We start from the raw sequence: 16,539 nt of genomic DNA on the forward strand, positions 1-16,539 counted from the left end.
AGGGATAGTGGTTCAACGCGTCAGTTTTTATATATTGCTGGTTCTGGTGACTCTGGCGTTCATCGCCGTCATTCTTCCCTTCTATTCGGCCATCTTCTGGGCTGTTGTCTTCGCCATTCTCTTCTTCCCACTCTATAGCTGGATTGAGAAAAAGCTCGGCGGCCGGCGCAACACTGCCGCCGTTCTGACGGTTTTGATCTGCCTTTGCCTCGTCATCCTGCCAGGCCTTGCGATCCTGAGTTCGCTCATTCAGGAGGGAGCCAGCGTCTACCAGAAGATATCGAGCGGCCAGATCGATCTTCCCCGGATGTTCAATCAGGTCATCGACGCCTTGCCGGTCTTCTTACAGGACCGCGTGCGCAGCTTGGAAACCGGTGGCTTTGCGGATTTCCGGGAGCGATTCTCGTCCTCGCTCATGCAGGGCGGAAGCTTCTTTGCGGGTAGAGCGCTGACCTTCGGTCAGAGCACACTCGAGTTTTTCATCGCTTTCGGCCTGATGCTTTACCTGCTCTTCTTCCTTTTCCGCGACGGGCGAAGCCTGGCAAAGACGATCCGCGACGCGGCGCCTTTGAGCGACGAGCATACGACCCAGTTCATGGCGAAGTTTGCCTCCGTTGTCCGGGCGACCGTGCGCGGCAACATCATCATCGCCATCATTCAGGGCGCGATCGGTGGCGTGACCTTCTGGGCGCTCGGCGTACAGCCGGCCCTGCTCTGGGGCGTGCTGATGGTCATCCTGTCAATGGTTCCGGCCGTCGGCGCGGCACTGGTCTGGGTGCCGACGGCGATCTATCTCGCGGTGACCGGAGCGGTTCTGCAGGCCGTCATCATCGTCGCTGTGGGCGTCTTCGTCATTGGTCTGGTCGACAATCTCCTACGCCCGCCGCTGGTGGGCAAGGAAACGAAGATGCCGGACTATGTGGTCCTGATCTCGACGATCGGCGGCATTTCGCTGGTTGGTGTCAACGGCTTCGTCATCGGGCCGCTGATCGCAGCCCTGTTCATCGCCGCCTGGTCCCTGTTCGAAAAGGAGCGGGAGCGCGGGCCGGAGGAAAGCATTTCGCCCGACTGATCACAGCCCGACCAATTATGGTCGGACCATGGTCTGGTTGAGGCCTTCGCAAAGGTCCAATGGCGGAACTATGGCCGTGGTTCAGGTGTTGCCTGACCATATGGATGTTCAACCAGATATGCGCGATGGAGGCTGCCATTCACTCCCGCCGACAGATTATTGCGAGCCTGACTTTCTCCACATTGGCGATCCTGTTGCCGTTCCAGGCCAATTCCGCGCTGGCCAGAGGCGGCCATGGTGGCGGTGACGGCAGCGGAGGTGGTCGCGGCGGCGGTAACGGTTCCGGAAACGGTGGAGGTGCAGATGGCCGTGGCGACAACAGAGGTGGCAGCGGCGGTAACGCAGGCGGTAAAGCAAGAGGTGCCGATCCCCGCGGCCTTGCCGGCGGTCAGTCGTCGGGAACCCAGGAGAACGGCCCAGCTCAGGGCGTGAATATGACCCCGGGACAGGCCACGGACAGGAGCCTCAGCGTCAGACACAGCAACGGCATGGCGGAAGAAATCGACAGCCAGGGCCGCTATGTGATGCGGGATAATCGTGGCCGGACGATCGTCAACCGCTCGGCCACGCAATCCGATCTCGATCGGCTTCGCTCGCTTACGGATTGAGATGCGTAGTCAGGATGCGGCGCGCATCGATCCGTCACGCATCGCCTCGTTCCAGGCGATAGCGGCGGCCGTGCGGTTGCTGACGTTGAGCTTGGTGAAGATCCGCGTCATGTGATGCTTGACCGTCTTCTCGTGCAGATCGAGCTCGATTGCGATCTGCTTGTTGCTCAGCCCGTTCGCCGCAAGTTCCAGCACTTCGCGCTCGCGCGTCGTCAGTTCGCTCATTCCGGCAAGGGAGGTGTCGTCGTTCGCGGCCGTCTGCGGTTCCGCCAAAAGCTTGGCGGAAAGCGACGGCGCGACATAGCCTTCGCCCCGCGCCACCGAATGGAGGATTTCCGCCAGCGATGCCGAGCCGATGCCCTTGAGCACATAGCCTCTCGCACCATCCTGCAGCGCTCGGCGAATGTCGTCACTCGTCTCCGACACGGTCAGCATGACGATCTTCTGGTCCGGGCAGCCGGAAAGGATCGGCGCAATCGCCTCCAGTCCGCTGCCAGGCATGGAAATATCCATCAGCAGAATGTCGGGGCGATGCTGCTGGGCGATATGGATCGCGTCCTCCGCGCTGCCGCCCTCGGCGATGATATCGAAGCCCATTTCCGTCAAAGTGCGCGTCACACCCTCCCTGAACAGGGGTGGTCGTCGCATACGGCAACCCGTAGATCTGCCATCAAGCCTTCTCCGTCTCACTCATTTTCAGCGACATCGTCACCTTTGTCCCGTCTTTGCCCGAGGCGATTTCGAAACGCCCGCCGAGGCTTTCGACCCGTTCGCGCAATCCGGCAATCCCAAGGCTCGTCGACTTGATCGACGAGGGATCGAAACCGGATCCGCCATCAATGACATCGATGACAACGCAGCCATCCTCCAAACGTTGCAAAACCTGCTGCCCTACACCGCCGGCATGTCGCCAGCCGTTGTTCAGTGCCTCCTGCACGAAACGGTAGATGCAGATTTTTTCCGCAGGCGTCGGTTGCCACTCAATGGCGGCAAGTAAAAGGCGAACGTCGAAACCCGTGCGATCGCGGTATCTTTGAACGGCCTGCTTGATCACCTCAGGCAGGGTCGCGGCCTCGATTTCCGGCAGGATGAGGTCGTGGCAGATGCCGCGGATCTCGCGCATCGCTTCCTGCAGGCTGGTCTTGATCGACGCGACCTCCGCCTCCCGTTTTTCCGGCAACACCTGAGCGCCCAGCATGGCGGGGCTGTCGATGCGCAACGAGGCGTATGCAATCAGCTGCGCCGGCCCATCATGCAGATCGGCGCCAAGGCGCCTGAGAAAGCGTTCGTTCAGCGCCGTCGTTCGCTGGCTTGCGTTTTTCACGCGGGCGTGGAGCGCGCGGTTCTGCTTCAAGAGATCCGAGAGCTCTCCGACACGGGCATTGAGGAGGCCGCGCTGCAGGTCGATCAGCCGGCTGCCGCGCAAAACAATCAATGAGAGAAGCGAGAAGATCGCCGCGATCACTGCTGCGACCGCCAGCCATGCCCGCAATCGCGCATTATAAAGACTATGTTGGAAATCGGTCGCAATCTCGTAGAATTCCGACACCGCGACGACTTCGCCGGACCAGGGCTGCAGCACCGGATTGTAGATTTCCAGGAGCGGCGGTGGATCATCCCCCAGAGCCGATGCCTCCTCCGGATCGATCTGGTTGAACTCCGACACCATCTTTCCGGAAAAGGCCGTCTGAAGGTCCTCGCTCGGTGTGAGTTTCTTGCCCATCAGCGTCTTGTCATTGGCATAAAGGATGGTGCCGTCCTTGCGCCACAGCCGGAAGGAGACGAGGCGACGGCCGAGCGCGCCCTGCGACAGGGTTTCGTCCAGCGCCCGCTCGATCGTCTCGTCGAGCTTTTCCGTCGTCGTCATGTCGGGAAGGATCGGGGCGATGATGCTGTCGACATAGAGCGCTGTCGAGGCCGCCGAATTGCGGGTGACGGCATCCTCGATCAGGCTTGCGACGAAGGCACCGACGATCAGGATGGCAGCAGCCGACACCAGTCCGCCGGCGATGATGAACTGGCGGGCGAGCGATTGGCTGTTCCAATGAGCGATGACGTTGGGTAGCCGCACGTAAGCCTCGGATGAACGCAGTTTGCGCGACGTAAGTATGGCTCGGTTTCCGCCGGTCAATGGGCCATGTGGCCACTGTTTTCGATGGATCGGGACCAAAGTCGGATAGCGCGCCGCAAAGGTCCAAGACCGGAACCGCTTTATCGGGACGGCGTTCTTTGCCCATCACAAACAGGGAGTTGTGTCATGAAAAAGATCATTCTCGTATCTGCTGCCATCGCAGCTTTCGCAACCGGCGCAATGGCCCAGCAGAGCACGGTAAACGGCGCAGTCGGCGGTGCTGTGACTGGTGCAATCGTAGGTGGTCCAGTAGGTGCGGCAGTCGGCGGCATCGTCGGCGCTGCCGCCGGCACGGCCATCGATCCGCCGCCGGAACGCGTCGTCCGTTATGTCGAGACCCAGCCGATGCCGGCACAGCGCGTCGTCGTTCAGGAGCGCGTCGTGGTCGGCAAGCCGATCCCGCAGCAGGTCGTGCTGACGCCGATCCCGGAAGACCCGGCTTACGCTTATGCCGTGGTCAACGAGCAGCGCGTGATCGTCGATCCGCAGACCCACACGGTCGTGCAGGTCATCGAATAAGCTGTTGCCGCACTTCGAAATGGAAGGCACCCGGAGATCTCTCCGGGTGCCTTTCCATTTTACGGCTCAACCGCCGTTTTGCCGAGCTGCGGCATAACGGTTGACCGGCATCGACAGGCCGAGATTTTCGCGCAGCGTCGATCCTTCGTATTCCTCGCGGAACAGCCCGCGGCGGCGCAGTTCGGGCACGACCAGTTCGACGAAGTCGGTCAGGCTTGCCGGTAGCGTCGGGAACATCAGGATGAAGCCGTCGGCGGCGCGCGCCTCGAACCATTCCTCCATGAAGTCGGCGATTTCCTTCGGCGTGCCGGTAATGCCGTTGCCGGTGCTCTTTTCCGCATAATGGCGGATCAGGTGGCCGAGGGTGTGGCCCTGCTTGATGAAGTCGGTCAGTTCCTCGAACAGCGCCTTGGAGCCCTTCGGCTGCTGCGGCAGGCGCTCCATCGGGAAGGGCTTGTCGAGTTCGGCGCCGGAAAGATCGGTTTCCAGAAATTCGCCCAGCATCCAGCGGCCGACATCGGGATGCAGGTTGTCGATCAGGAAACCGACCTTGGCCTGCGCTTCCGCCTTCGTTTCCCCGACATTGACGACGATGCCCGGCATCATCTTCAGGTCGTCCTGGCGACGGCCGTATTTCGCCATGCGGCTTTTGACGTTCTGGTAGAAGGCGCCGTTGCGCTCGATGCTGGAGGCAAGGCTGAAGACGATTTCCGACGTGCGGGCCGCGAGTTCCATGCCGGCTTCAGAGCCGCCCGCCTGCGCGATCACCGGCCGGCCCTGCGGCGTCGAGGCGATATTCAGCGGACCGCGTACCTGGAAATGCTTGCCCTTGTGGTTCAGCGTATGCAGCTTGTCCTTGTCGTAATAGACGCCGCTCTGCCGGTCGAGCAGCAGCGCATCCGGCTCGAAACTGTCCCACAGGCCGAAGACGACATCGACGAATTCCTCGCCTCGTTCGTAGCGGGTCGCGTGCGGATCGAGCCCTTCGCGGTTGAAGTTGTATCCCGTCTCGTCATGGTCGGAGGTCACGACGTTCCAGCAGGTGCGGCCGCCGCTCAGGTGATCGATGGAAGAGAAGATGCGGGCGATGTTGAAGGGCTCGTAATAGCTGGTCGAGGCGGTGGCGACAAAGCCGAGCTTTTCCGTCATGGCGGCAAGCGCGGTGATCAGCGTCAGCGGCTCGAAGCGGTTCATCTTGGTCGGCGAGCGGGAGAGCGCTTCCGGATCACCGATCGCGGCGGCCGGTGAATCGGCCACGAACATGAAGTCGAGCTTTGCCTGTTCCGAAATCCGCGCGACGTTCAGGAGATGGTCGATCTTGTTGGCGCCGTTGACGTCGGCGGCCGGATGCAGCCAGCTCGCGGGGTTGAAGCCGAATGTATAGACAAATGTTCCGAGTTTCAGCTTGTCTTCGCGGGCCATGACTGTCAGCTCCTTTGCGTCGAATGTTATGTCAGATCGCCTGTGACGGGGTAAAACGGGCGGTCAGCGTGTGGCTGCCGCCGGGATAGGTCAGGCGCACCGCCGTGACCGATTGATCGAGCCGCCATGTCTGGCGCTCGACGACCATGACGGGACTGCCCGCCGCAATAGCCAGATGCGCAGCCTCGGTGGCGCCCGCGCCTTGGGCTGCGATCCGGTGTTCGGCGGCGCTCCACGGCACATGGTCGAGAAGCCAGGGACCGGGCGACAGAAGCTCGAAGCTTTCCGCGTCCGCCTCCGGCACCACATCGAGATTGATCAGGCGCTGCTCCAGGCAGAAGGGGGCGTCGCCCGCATGATGCAGGCAGGTGATATCGATGATCTTCTGCCCGGCCGACAGCCCGAGAATTTCAGCCTCCTTGCCACTCGCGGGCCGCACGGTGCGGGCAAGGATGCGGTGGCTGTAGCTTCTGCCCGCCGCCTTCACCTCTTCGCGGATGTCATAGATCTCCAGGATCGCGCTCTGCGCCTTCTGGGGCAGGACGACGCTGCCGATCTTGCGACGCCGCTGCACGAGGCCGGCGCGGGCGAGCTGGGTGACGACCTTGTTGACCGTCATGCGCGAGCATCCGTATTGCTCGGCAAGCTGCTGCTCGGAGGGAATGCGATAGCCGGGCGGCCAGCGGCCGGTCAGGATATTCTGCTCGATATCGGAGAGGATCCGCTGGTGAAGCGAGATGGTCGGATCGGCTATATCGTGAGCAGTCACCTTTTCCTGGATCATGCGAGCATGCTGGCTCCGCGATCGAGATAGGTGTCGAGGAACTGCTCCAGGCGCGGATGCCGCGGCTTTGCGAAGATTTCGGCAGGCGGGCCAGAGAACAGCAGGCGTCCGTGATCGAGGAAGCTGATCTGCTGGCCGACGCTCGCGGCAAAGCCGATCTCGTGGGTGACGACGACCATGGTCATGCCTTCGGCCGCCAGATCGCGCATGACGTTCAGCACTTCTCCGGTCAGTTCCGGATCGAGCGCCGATGTCGGCTCGTCGAACAGCATGATTTTCGGTTCCAATGCCAGCGCACGGGCGATCGCGACACGCTGCTGCTGCCCGCCGGAAAGCTGCGACGGGTAGTGGCCGGCGCGGTTTTCCAGCCCCACCTTGCGGAGCTGCACCATAGCACGATCTTCCGCTTCCGCTTTCGGCACCTTGCGGACGATCTTCAGCGCCTCGCTGACATTGCCGAGCGCCGTCATATGCGGCCAGAGATTGAACTGCTGGAAGACCATGCCGGTCTTCGCCCGCACCGCACGGATCTGGGCGGCCGGCAGCCGTTCGCGCTTGCCGTTCGCATCCTCGAAGAAGCCGAGGGCCTCGCCGTTGATGGTGATCATGCCGCTGGTCGATTCCTCCAGAAATGCGAGGCAGCGGAGCAGCGTGCTCTTGCCCGAGCCGGACGGGCCGATCAGGCAGGAAACCTTGCCTTCCGGAATCTCCAGGTCGATGTCCTGCAGCACGGTGGTTTCCCCGAAGCGCTTGACCAGTTTGCGGATGGTGATCGCGGGTACACTCATGCTTTTGAAAACCTCAGTCGGGAAAGACGTTTTTCAGCCTGGCGGCCGAGCCGATCCGTCAGTTCAACGATGATCCAGTAGGTGACGGCGAGGACGAAGATCGCCTCGAGGAAGGCATATTGTTGCGAGCCGATGGCACTGACGGTCGCCGTCAGTTCCGGCACGGTGATGATCGACAGCACGGCGGACTCTTTCAGCAGGATGATCGCCAGATTGATCGCCGGCGGCAGCACGATCAGCGCCATTTCCGGCATCTGGATACGCGCGATGGTCTGCAGCCGCGACATGCCGAGGCATTCGGCCGCTTCCACATGGCCATGCGGAACCGAGGCATAGCCTGCGCGAAACACCTCGCTGTAATAGGCCGCGCTATAGACGGTGAGGCCGATCAGCCCGCAGGGGATGGGATCGAGCATCAGCCCGACGAACGGGCCACCGTAATAGAGCAGAAAGATCTGGATCAGGAAGGGCGTGCCGCGCAGCACCTCGACGACGGCGCCGAGGACGGTATTGACGACGAAGCCGCCGAAGCGCCGTGCCGTCGCGACGATGAAGCCGGCGACCACGCCGCCCAGCACGCCCGCGACCCACAGCCACAGCGTGACGAACAGACCGCTGCCGATCTCCGGCAGCTTTTCGATGATGACCTGCGGATCGAACATCATGCCGAGGCTCCCCTCAGGGATTTCTCGGCATAGCGCCCCAGAAGCGCGATGGCGGAATTGATGACGAAATAGATGAGCGCCGCGCTGGCGAAGATCGGGATCGGCATATAGGTGCTGGAGGCCAGATCCTGCGCCATCTTGGTGATCTCGATAATGCCGACCACCGACACGAGCGACGAGGCCTTGAGGATCATGATCGCCTCGTTGACCAGCGCCGGGAAGGTCAGCCTGAGCGCGATCGGCGCGCGGATGCGCAGGAAGGTCTGGACGCCGTTGAAGCCGGCGACATCCGCCGCCTCGACCAGCCCGCGCGGTACGCTCGCAAACCCGCCGCGCAGGTTTTCCGCCTGATAGGCTGCGGTGCAGAGCGAAAGACCGACGATTGCCGCGACGATACCCGGCACGTTGATGCCGATCACCGGCAGGAGCGTGTAGATCAAGAGCAGCTGGACGAGCAGCGGCACGCCGCGGAAAAAGCTGATGAACAGCCTTGCGGGCAGGAGATAGATCGATTTTCCGGACTGGATCGCGGCAGAAAGCAGCATCGCGATCACGAAACCGATCGCGATCGAGACCAGGCTGATGCCAAGCGTCTTGAGTGCCGCTTCCAGTAGAAGCGTAAAAAGTTTCAGCGTCATCGGCTACGTATCATCCGTCGCCGGTTCTAAGTCCACCGGCTGCAGCGAACGGGAGAGGGGATGCGCGATGCGCATCCCCAGCTTTTAAGCAGGGCTCAGAACGCCGGGTCCGGAACGGAATCCGGCGTGTCGAACGTGGTGCCGAACCACTTTTCCTGCAGCTTCCCGAGACGGCCGTCCTTCTTCATCGCAATGATCTCATTGTCGATATAGTCGAGCAGCGCCTTGTGATCGTCGTCCTTGGTGCCGATGAAGCCGAAATAGGTTTTCTTGCCGAAGGCAGAGCGTCACGACTTCGAACATGCCGTTGCGCTGCTTGGCAACGAAGGCGATGTTCGGCAGCGAGTTGGCGACGGCAACCACGCGGCCGGCGGCAAGGTCTGCATAGGCGTCGTTGAACGACACGTATTCGCGCACGTTGACCTTTTCGGAGAGGGTCGCGGAATATTCCTGCAGCTGGGCGAGCTGCGCGGTTGCCTTGCCGACGCCGACGGCCTTGCCGGCAATGTCTTCCGGCTTGGTGATCGAGCTGTCGCCGGCCTTCTTCAGGATCGCGACGGATGCTTCGGCAACCGGGGCGCTCATGCGGTAGCGGGCGATACGGGCCTTGGTGATCGTGGCCGGGCCTGCGACGACATCGAACTTGCCGGCTTCAAGGCTCGGCAGGACGCTGTCCCAGGGAAGCTCGACCCATTCGATCTTGACGCCGAGGTCCTTGCCGAGCGCTTCGAAGAAGTCGACGTTGAGGCCCTTGTGTTCGCCGGCATCGATGAAATCGAAGGGGGCGAATGCAGTCTCGGTGCCGACCTTCAGCACGCCGGCCGCTTTGGCCTTGGCCAGCACGTCTTCGGCATGGGCCGAAAGCGAAGTGGCAAGCAGAAGGGCGCCGGCGGCGACAGCCTTCATCAATTTTCTCTTGAGCATTGGTGATTTCTCCGCTTTGTTTAGTCTCAAATCCGCAGTCCGGCTGTTTCCCATCCATGTCGGCGATTTTTCGCCGCTCTCGTTATTGACTATACAAATAGACCGATGTTCGCTGGCTGGTCAACGGCGCACATCGATGGCGGTTGGGCATAAAGTTTGGCGGTTGGTCGTGGTCCGGACGGCGTGTGTCGGGATCGGGATATCGGCGCCCCGCCGCCATGGTGAGGCTCTGACTTTGCCGTTACGGCACGATGAGAACTGCAAGGGAGCACTGCCATGTCCGATTTCGATCTCGTTCTCAAAGGCACGCTGATCTTGCCCGATCGCATCGTGCCGGGCGGTTTCGTCGCGGTTCGGGATGGTCTGGTCGCGGCAGTGGGGCAGGGCGACATGCCGGCGGCGCGCGAGAGCCATGATCTCGGCGAATCGCTGATCCTTCCCGGCGCGATCGACGCCCAGGTCCATTCCCTGTCGCAGAAGAACCAGGAGGATTTCATCTGGTCGACCCGCTCGGCAGCGGCCGGCGGCGTCACGACGATCGTCGACATGCCCTATGACGAAGGCAATCTCGTCTGCTCCGCCGAGGCCGTGCGCGGCAAGGCGCTGCACGGCGAGAGCCAGGCGCGCGTCGATTTCGCGCTCTACGGCACGGTCGATCCGCAGGAAGGGGCAAAGCGCATCCTCGAACAGGTCGCAGCAGGCGTCTCCGCCTTCAAATTCTCCACCTTCGGCACCGACCCGAAGCGTTTTCCCCGCATTTTCGCGCCTCTGATGGCCGAGTGTTTTGCTGCCATTGCCCCGACCGGCCTCACCGCCGGCGTCCATAACGAAAACGACGAATATGTCCGCTGGGCAATGGAGCAGGTAAAGGCCTCCGGCATCACCGATTACCGCGCCCATGAAATGTCGCGCCCGCCGCTGACTGAGCTTTTGGCGATGACGGAGATCTACGAGATCGGCGCCGCCACTGGCTGCCCGGCGCATGTCGTCCATTGCTCGCTCGGCCGCGGCTACGAGATCGCCGCCGGCTATCGTGCGCAGGGCCATCGCGCCACGGTGGAATGCCTGATCCATTACCTGACGCTCGACCAGGAGACGGATGCGAAACGGCTGGGCGGCAAGTCGAAATGCAATCCGCCGATCCGCCCGCGCGCCGAGGTGGAAAAGCTCTGGCGGCAGCTCGCGGCCGGCAATGTCACGCTTCTGTCGACCGATCATGTCAGCTGGTCGCTCGACCGCAAGACCAATTCGGACATGCTCGCCAACGCGTCCGGCCTGCCGGGGCTGGAGGCGATGGTGCCGCTTTTCGTCAAGGGTGCGCTGGAACGCGGCGTGTCGCTCACCTGGGCAGCGAAGCTGATGACGCTCAACCCCGCAAGGCATTTCCGCATCGACCATATCAAGGGCGCGCTGGAAGTCGGAAAGCATGCCGATATCACCGTGCTGATCAAAGAAGAGCATTTCTTCGACGCGTCCAAGACCGGCAACAACGTCGTCGGCTGGTCGCCCTATGACGGCATGACCTTGCCTTACAAGGTCGCCGGAACCTATCTTCGCGGCACGCTCGCCTATGACGGCACAACCGTGCTTGCCGAACCCGGCACCGGCCGTTTCGTCCGTCCTCCCATCAGTCTCGCAATCCAGGAACATGCCGCATGACATCGAATATCGCCGTCAACGCCGATCGGATCGCAACCGATATCGACGCGCTTGCGGCAATCACCGAGCCCGACCGGCCCTGGACCCGGCGTGCCTTCACCCCGATGTTTCTGCGCGGCCGTGACTATGCGGAAAAGATCTTTCGCGAGGCAGGACTTGAGACCCGCATCGATGCCGCCGGCAACCTGATCGGGCGTCGCAAGGGCAAGGCCGAAGGCAAGGGCACGCTGATGCTCGGCTCCCATACCGATACGGTCCCGAATGGCGGACGCTTCGACGGCATTGCCGGCGTCATCGCCGCGCTCGAAGTGGCACGCGCCCTGAGTGACGCCGGCATCGAACTGGAGCATGATCTGGAAATCGTCGATTTCCTCGCCGAGGAAGTGTCTATCTTCGGCGTCTCCTGCATCGGCAGCCGCGGCATGACAGGGGTCAGGCCGCAGGAATGGCTGGAGCGCACGGCCGATACGGACGACGGCAATATCGACCTCGCCGAAGGCATTCGCAGGGTCGGCGGCGATCCGGCCGATGCCGGTGGCCGCACCGATATCAAGGCCTTCCTCGAACTGCATATCGAGCAGGGCACGGTGCTGGAGCGCGAGAAGATCGATATCGGCATTGTCGGCGCGATCACCGGCATTTCCCGCTACGAAATCCTCATCGAGGGCCGCGCGGATCACGCCGGCACGACCCCGATGAATGCGCGTTACGATGCGCTGAGCGCTGCCTCGCTGGTCGTGCTCGGCATCGAACGCATCGCGCGTGAACTGGCCGCCGGACCGAGCTATTTCGCCGGCACCGTCGGCGAATTCTCGATGGAGCCGAATGCGGCCAACGTCATTCCTTCCCATGTCCGCATGCTGATCGACGCCCGCGCCGTCGAGCCCGCCGTGATGGAGAGTTTTGTCACGCAGCTTTCCGAGCTTTGCGCCGAGACCGCCACCGCGCGCCAAGTGACGATCGCCGAACCGCGCCGGGTCTCCAATGCCGCGCCGACGCCGATGTCTGAGATGATGACCGATCTTCTGGCGTCAAGTGCCGCGCGCATCGGTGCCACCAGCCGACCGATGGTGTCCGGCGCAGGTCACGACGCGGCCTTCCTCTCCAAGGTCGCCCCTGCTGCGATGATCTTCATCGCCAGCAAGGATGGTCGCAGCCACGCCGCGGAAGAGTGGTCGGAAAACGATGCCATCACGCTCGGCGCCGCGGTACTCTACGAAGCCGTTCTCGAACTCGACAGGAAATAGGGAGATAGCAAGATGGGCCGCATATTGACGGAAAAGGATGTCGAGGCTGCGGTCCGCGGGGTTCGGTCTATGCCGCGGGCGGCGGCGGATGGTCGGATCACGGGCGCATGCTGGGCTATGCCGCCGTCTCGATCGGCAAGCCGGAGCTGATCTCCATCGACGAACTCGAAGACAATGATTGGGTCGCCACCGCCGCGGCGATCGGCGCCCCGGCCTCGACCACCGCCTGGGAAATGCAGGGCATCGATTACGTCAAGGCGGTCCAGCTGCTGCAGGATGCGCTCGGCGAAAAGGTCTCGGCGCTGATGATCGGCCAGAACGGAAAATCCTCTACGCTGAACGGCTGGCTGCCGTCGGCCATCCTCGGCACCAAGGTGCTGGATGCCGTGGGCGACGTCCGCGCCCACCCGACCGGCGACATGGGCTCGATCGGCATGGCCAATTCCCTGAACAGATGATCCAGACCGCCGTCGGCGGCAACCGTGCTGAAAACCGCTATATCGAACTCGTCGTGCGCGGCGCAACCGCCAAGGTCTCGCCGGTCCTGCGCACGGCCTCGGACATGTCCGGCGGCTTCATCGCCTCCTGCCGCAATCCACTGCGCGCCTCTTACGTCCGCCAGAACGCAGCCCTCGGCGGCATCAGCCTAGCACTCAAGCTTGGCGAGGCGATCATCGAGGCGGACAAAAAGGGCGGCCACGCGATCATCGACGCGATCGTCAAGACGACCGGCGGCACGATCATCGGTGAGGGCCATGTCACGGACAAATCAGTGGTCTACACGAAGGAAGCCTTCGATATTGGCACGATCACGCTTGGCAGCGGCGACAGCGCCGTGAAGCTGCATGTGATGAACGAATACATGGCGGTGGACGGTGCTGACGGAAAGCGCTTGGCGACTTTCCCCGACATCATCGCGACGCTATCGGCTGAGGGCGAGCCGATGAGCGTCGGCCAACTGGAGGTCGGCATGGCCGTCTTCCTGCTGCATGTGCCGAAGACGATCATTCCGCTGTCGTCGAGCGTCAAGGATCCGTCGGTTTATCCGGTCGTCGAGAAGGCGCTGGGTATCAGCATCGCGGATTATGCGCTGGGGTAGCGGTAGATGAAGCCTACACGCGTAACCATAGCAGAATCCGGTAGGTTACTGATTGAGTTGGGTTCTCTATCCGAAGCTCCCCGATTTTCATCGCTAGGATTCAATAGGAACGAAAGTGAACATTACAAACATCTGAACCTCTTTGAGTTCAGATCACATGAGAAGAATTGCGTGTTTCGTATGTGTGAAACTCTTCGAGACATTGGCATCCCCTTTTCAACTCATCGAACCGGCGGCGCTGATTATTTTATCGAGGTCTTTCGTGAGAGGGGCCATTTGACCGGCAAGTTCAAGCGCATGAATTTCTTTGACAATGATTTCGATGATGAAGCTCCGTTCGTCATCGAAGAATTCTGATGGAGTAGATCATGCCGAAGCCGAACCCGCGCCATCCGAAATTCCCGATCCCCGGCGGTTCAGACCTGCGCGCGAGAGGCTGGCGTCAGGAGGCACTGCTGCGGCTTCTGGAAAACGTCCTGTCGGTCGGCGAGGATCCGGACAATCTCATCGTCTATGCCGCGCTCGGCAAGGCGGCGCGCAATTGGGCGGCACATGACGCGATCGTCAAGGCGCTGAAGGAGATGGACGAAGATCAGACGCTGATCATCCAGTCCGGCAAGCCGGTGGGCCTTCTGAAAACCCATGCCAAGGCGCCGCTCGTCATCATGGCTAATTGCAACATCGTCGGCCAATGGGCGAAGGCGGAATATTTCTACGACCTGCAGGACAAGGGGCTGATCTGCTGGGGCGGGCTGACGGCTGGCGCCTGGCAATATATCGGCAGCCAGGGTGTCATCCAGGGCACCTACGAGATCTTCATGCGCATCGCCGAAAAGCGTTTCGGCGGCACGCTGGCCGGCCGCTTCGTGCTGACCGCCGGTCTCGGCGGCATGGGCGGGGCACAGCCGCTCGCCGGCCGAATGGCGGGGGCCGCGATCCTGGTGGTCGATATCGATCCCGACCGGGTCGAAAAGCGAAAGCAGATCGGCTTCCTCGACGAGGTGGCGCCCGATCTCGATGCCGCGCTCGCGATGATCGACGCGGCGGTGAAGGAGAAGCGAGCCGTTTCCATCGGCCTCGTCGGCAATGCCGCCGATATCTATCCGCAGATCGTCAGGCGCGGCATCGTGCCGGATGTCGTCTCGGACCAGACCTCGGCGCATGATCTCGTCTACGGTTATGTGCCGAAGGGCATGAGCCTCGAAGAAGTCCGCCGGCTGCGAAAAGAGGGGCAGGGGCAGTTGATGGCGGCGAGCCGCGCCTCGATCGCAGACCACGTCCGCGCAATGCTCACCCTGCAGGAAGAAGGCGCGGAAGTCTTCGACAACGGCAATCTCATCCGTACCCAGGCCAAACAGGGCGGCATCGAGAACGCCTTCGATATCCCGATCTTCACCGAGGCCTATCTGCGACCGCTGTTCTGCCAGGCGATCGGCCCGTTCCGCTGGATGGCGCTCTCGGGCGAGGAGAGCGATATCGCCCGGATCGACGATCTGGTTCTGGAGCTTTTCCCGGACAATCACATCGTCACCAACTGGATCCGGCTGGCGCGGGAGAACGTGCCCTTCGAAGGCCTGCCGGCGCGCATCGCCTGGCTCGGCCATGGCGAGCGGACAAAGCTGGCGCTGGCGGTCAACGATCTGGTGGCGAATGGCGAGCTGAAAGGCCCGGTCGCCTTCTCCCGCGACCATCTCGATGCCGGCGCCATGGCGCATCCCAACATCATGACCGAGAACATGAAGGACGGCTCGGACGCGATCGCCGACTGGCCGCTGATCAATGCCATGACGCTCTGCTCGTCACAGGCCGATCTCGTCGTCATCCATTCGGGCGGTGGCGGTTATGCCGGCTACATGACGAGCGCCGGGGTCACTATCGTCGCCGACGGCACGGAGGCTGCGGCCGAGCGGCTCGACATGGCGATCACCAACGACACCTCGCTTGGCATCATCCGCTATGCGGATGCCGGCTATGACGAGGCGGAGAAAGCCGCGGAGCGCGGCGACGTCCCGCATATACGGCTGGGCTGAGGCCCAGCCGTAGGCGTCGGGAGGTCAGGCCTTCTTCAGGGCGGAATAGGCGACGGCCATCTTGGCGGCCAGCGTCGCGTTGTTCTTCACCAGCTCGATATTGGACTTCAGGCTCTCGCCCCTGGAAAGCTCGTTGATGCGGGCGAGCAGGAAGGGCGTCAGTTCCTTGCGGCCGATGCCGCGCTCGTCCGCCTCGCGCACCGCGTCGGCAATCGTGCCGTCGATGAATTCCGGCGTCAGTGCCGCGGCTTCCGGGATCGGGTTGGCGATCAGCAGGCCGGTGCCGGTTCCGAGTTGGTGGTGCAGCCACATCGCCTTGGCGATCTCGGCGGCGCTGTCCAGCTTGTGGTCGGCCTTGTAGCCGCTCTTGCGCGTGAAGAAGGCCGGAAAATCCTCGGTGCCGTAAGCGATGACCGGCACGCGCTGGGTTTCCAGATATTCGAGCGTCTTGGCGATATCGAGGATCGACTTCACGCCGGCGCAGACGACCGCTGTCTTCGTGCGGCCGAGTTCGGTCAGGTCGGCGGAAATGTCGAAAGTCTGCTCGGCACCGCGATGCACGCCGCCGACGCCGCCGGTCGCGAAAATGTCGATGCCGGCGAGATCGGCAAGCAGCATGGTGGCCGACACCGTCGTGCCGGCCGTCTGGCCGCGCACCATGGCAACGGCGAGGTCACGGCCGGAGGCCTTCACGACGTTTTTCGCCTGAGCAAGCGTTTCCAGTTCCTCCGGGTCGAGGCCGGCGCGCAGCTCGCCGTCGATGACGGCGATCGTCGCGGGCACGGCACCGTTTGCGCGCACTACGGCCTCGACGGCCTTTGCCGTTTCGAGGTTCGCCGGATAGGGCATGCCGTGGGTGATGATCGTCGATTCCAGCGCGACGACCGGGCCGCCCTTGGCGACGGCATCGGCGACTTCCTTGTTGAGCTTCGGCTTCAAGAGCTGCATGTCGG

14 protein-coding genes and 3 pseudogenes are annotated in these 16,539 nt (G+C 62.4%); 8 read left to right on the forward strand and 9 right to left on the reverse strand.

All coding sequences use genetic code 11. The annotated features are described in order from the left end of the window. Positions 1–4 precede the first annotated feature (4 nt). Positions 5–1,072, forward strand: a complete 1,068-nt coding sequence (locus tag N7E02_RS00835; RefSeq protein ID WP_286578388.1) for an AI-2E family transporter — start codon at positions 5–7, stop codon at positions 1,070–1,072. A 125-nt stretch (positions 1,073–1,197) separates the two neighbouring features. Beyond that, entirely contained in the window at positions 1,198–1,680 is a 483-nt protein-coding gene (locus N7E02_RS00840; RefSeq protein ID WP_286578230.1) for a hypothetical protein, read from the forward strand. A gap of 9 nt (positions 1,681–1,689) precedes the next feature. Here N7E02_RS00840 and N7E02_RS00845 read toward each other — a convergent pair. Together N7E02_RS00845 and N7E02_RS00850 are read right to left on the reverse strand one after the other, a co-directional pair. Further along, positions 1,690–2,354, reverse strand: a pseudogene (locus N7E02_RS00845) (response regulator). Further along, positions 2,351–3,751: a sensor histidine kinase gene (locus tag N7E02_RS00850; protein WP_286578231.1), complete on the reverse strand. Its 1,401-nt coding sequence runs from the start codon at positions 3,749–3,751 to the stop codon at positions 2,351–2,353. Before N7E02_RS00850 ends, N7E02_RS00845 begins: the two are co-directional and overlap by 4 nt. Positions 3,752–3,937: 186 nt before the next feature. On the opposite strand from N7E02_RS00850, the gene N7E02_RS00855 reads away from it, so the two are divergent. Further along, positions 3,938–4,330, forward strand: coding sequence for a DUF1236 domain-containing protein (locus N7E02_RS00855; protein WP_286578232.1), 393 nt, complete (start codon positions 3,938–3,940; stop codon positions 4,328–4,330). Between the two features lie 66 nt (positions 4,331–4,396). Here N7E02_RS00855 and N7E02_RS00860 read toward each other — a convergent pair whose 3' ends face one another. From N7E02_RS00860 to N7E02_RS00885, 6 genes and pseudogenes are all read right to left on the reverse strand, one after another. Then, positions 4,397–5,752 (reverse strand): LLM class flavin-dependent oxidoreductase, encoded by a 1,356-nt coding sequence (locus tag N7E02_RS00860; protein ID WP_286578233.1) that lies wholly within the window; start codon positions 5,750–5,752, stop codon positions 4,397–4,399. A 31-nt stretch (positions 5,753–5,783) separates the two neighbouring features. Then, positions 5,784–6,536, reverse strand: coding sequence for a histidine utilization transcriptional repressor HutC (gene hutC / locus N7E02_RS00865; RefSeq protein ID WP_286578234.1), 753 nt, complete (start codon positions 6,534–6,536; stop codon positions 5,784–5,786). Further along, positions 6,533–7,324: an amino acid ABC transporter ATP-binding protein gene (locus tag N7E02_RS00870; RefSeq protein ID WP_286578235.1), complete on the reverse strand. Its 792-nt coding sequence runs from the start codon at positions 7,322–7,324 to the stop codon at positions 6,533–6,535. The genes hutC and N7E02_RS00870 overlap by 4 nt, the downstream gene beginning before the upstream one ends. After that, on the reverse strand, positions 7,321–7,989 hold the full coding sequence (locus tag N7E02_RS00875) for an amino acid ABC transporter permease (protein WP_286578236.1): 669 nt from the start codon (positions 7,987–7,989) through the stop codon (positions 7,321–7,323). Before N7E02_RS00875 ends, N7E02_RS00870 begins: the two co-directional genes overlap by 4 nt. Continuing rightward, a complete protein-coding gene (locus tag N7E02_RS00880) occupies positions 7,986–8,627 on the reverse strand; it encodes an amino acid ABC transporter permease (protein ID WP_286578237.1) in 642 nt (213 codons plus the stop codon). Before N7E02_RS00880 ends, N7E02_RS00875 begins: the two co-directional genes overlap by 4 nt. Positions 8,628–8,722: 95 nt before the next feature. Beyond that, a pseudogene (locus tag N7E02_RS00885) lies at positions 8,723–9,551 on the reverse strand (transporter substrate-binding domain-containing protein). A gap of 276 nt (positions 9,552–9,827) precedes the next feature. Here N7E02_RS00885 and ertD point away from each other — a divergent pair. The 5 genes and pseudogenes from ertD (at position 9,828) to ertB (ending at position 15,586) form a co-directional block, all read left to right on the forward strand. Then, positions 9,828–11,210, forward strand: coding sequence for a hydantoin-5-propionate amidohydrolase (gene ertD / locus N7E02_RS00890; RefSeq protein WP_286578238.1), 1,383 nt, complete (start codon positions 9,828–9,830; stop codon positions 11,208–11,210). Beyond that, complete coding sequence (locus tag N7E02_RS00895; protein WP_286578239.1) at positions 11,207–12,457, forward strand: Zn-dependent hydrolase; 1,251 nt, start codon at positions 11,207–11,209, stop codon at positions 12,455–12,457. Before ertD ends, N7E02_RS00895 begins: the two co-directional genes overlap by 4 nt. Before the next feature lie 12 nt (positions 12,458–12,469). Next, positions 12,470–13,556, forward strand: a pseudogene (ertC, locus tag N7E02_RS00900) (thiohydantoin desulfurase). A 171-nt stretch (positions 13,557–13,727) separates the two neighbouring features. Continuing rightward, positions 13,728–13,913 (forward strand): hypothetical protein, encoded by a 186-nt coding sequence (locus tag N7E02_RS00905; protein ID WP_286578240.1) that lies wholly within the window; start codon positions 13,728–13,730, stop codon positions 13,911–13,913. 11 nt (positions 13,914–13,924) lie between these two features. After that, positions 13,925–15,586: a thiourocanate hydratase gene (ertB, locus tag N7E02_RS00910; RefSeq protein WP_286578241.1), complete on the forward strand. Its 1,662-nt coding sequence runs from the start codon at positions 13,925–13,927 to the stop codon at positions 15,584–15,586. 24 nt (positions 15,587–15,610) lie between these two features. On the opposite strand, the gene N7E02_RS00915 is transcribed toward ertB, so the two are convergent. After that, complete coding sequence (locus tag N7E02_RS00915; RefSeq protein WP_286578242.1) at positions 15,611–16,534, reverse strand: pseudouridine-5'-phosphate glycosidase; 924 nt, start codon at positions 16,532–16,534, stop codon at positions 15,611–15,613. Positions 16,535–16,539: the final 5 nt, after the last annotated feature.

Source organism: Terrirhizobium terrae (assembly GCF_030323265.1).
Lineage (GTDB): Bacteria > Pseudomonadota > Alphaproteobacteria > Rhizobiales > Rhizobiaceae > Neorhizobium.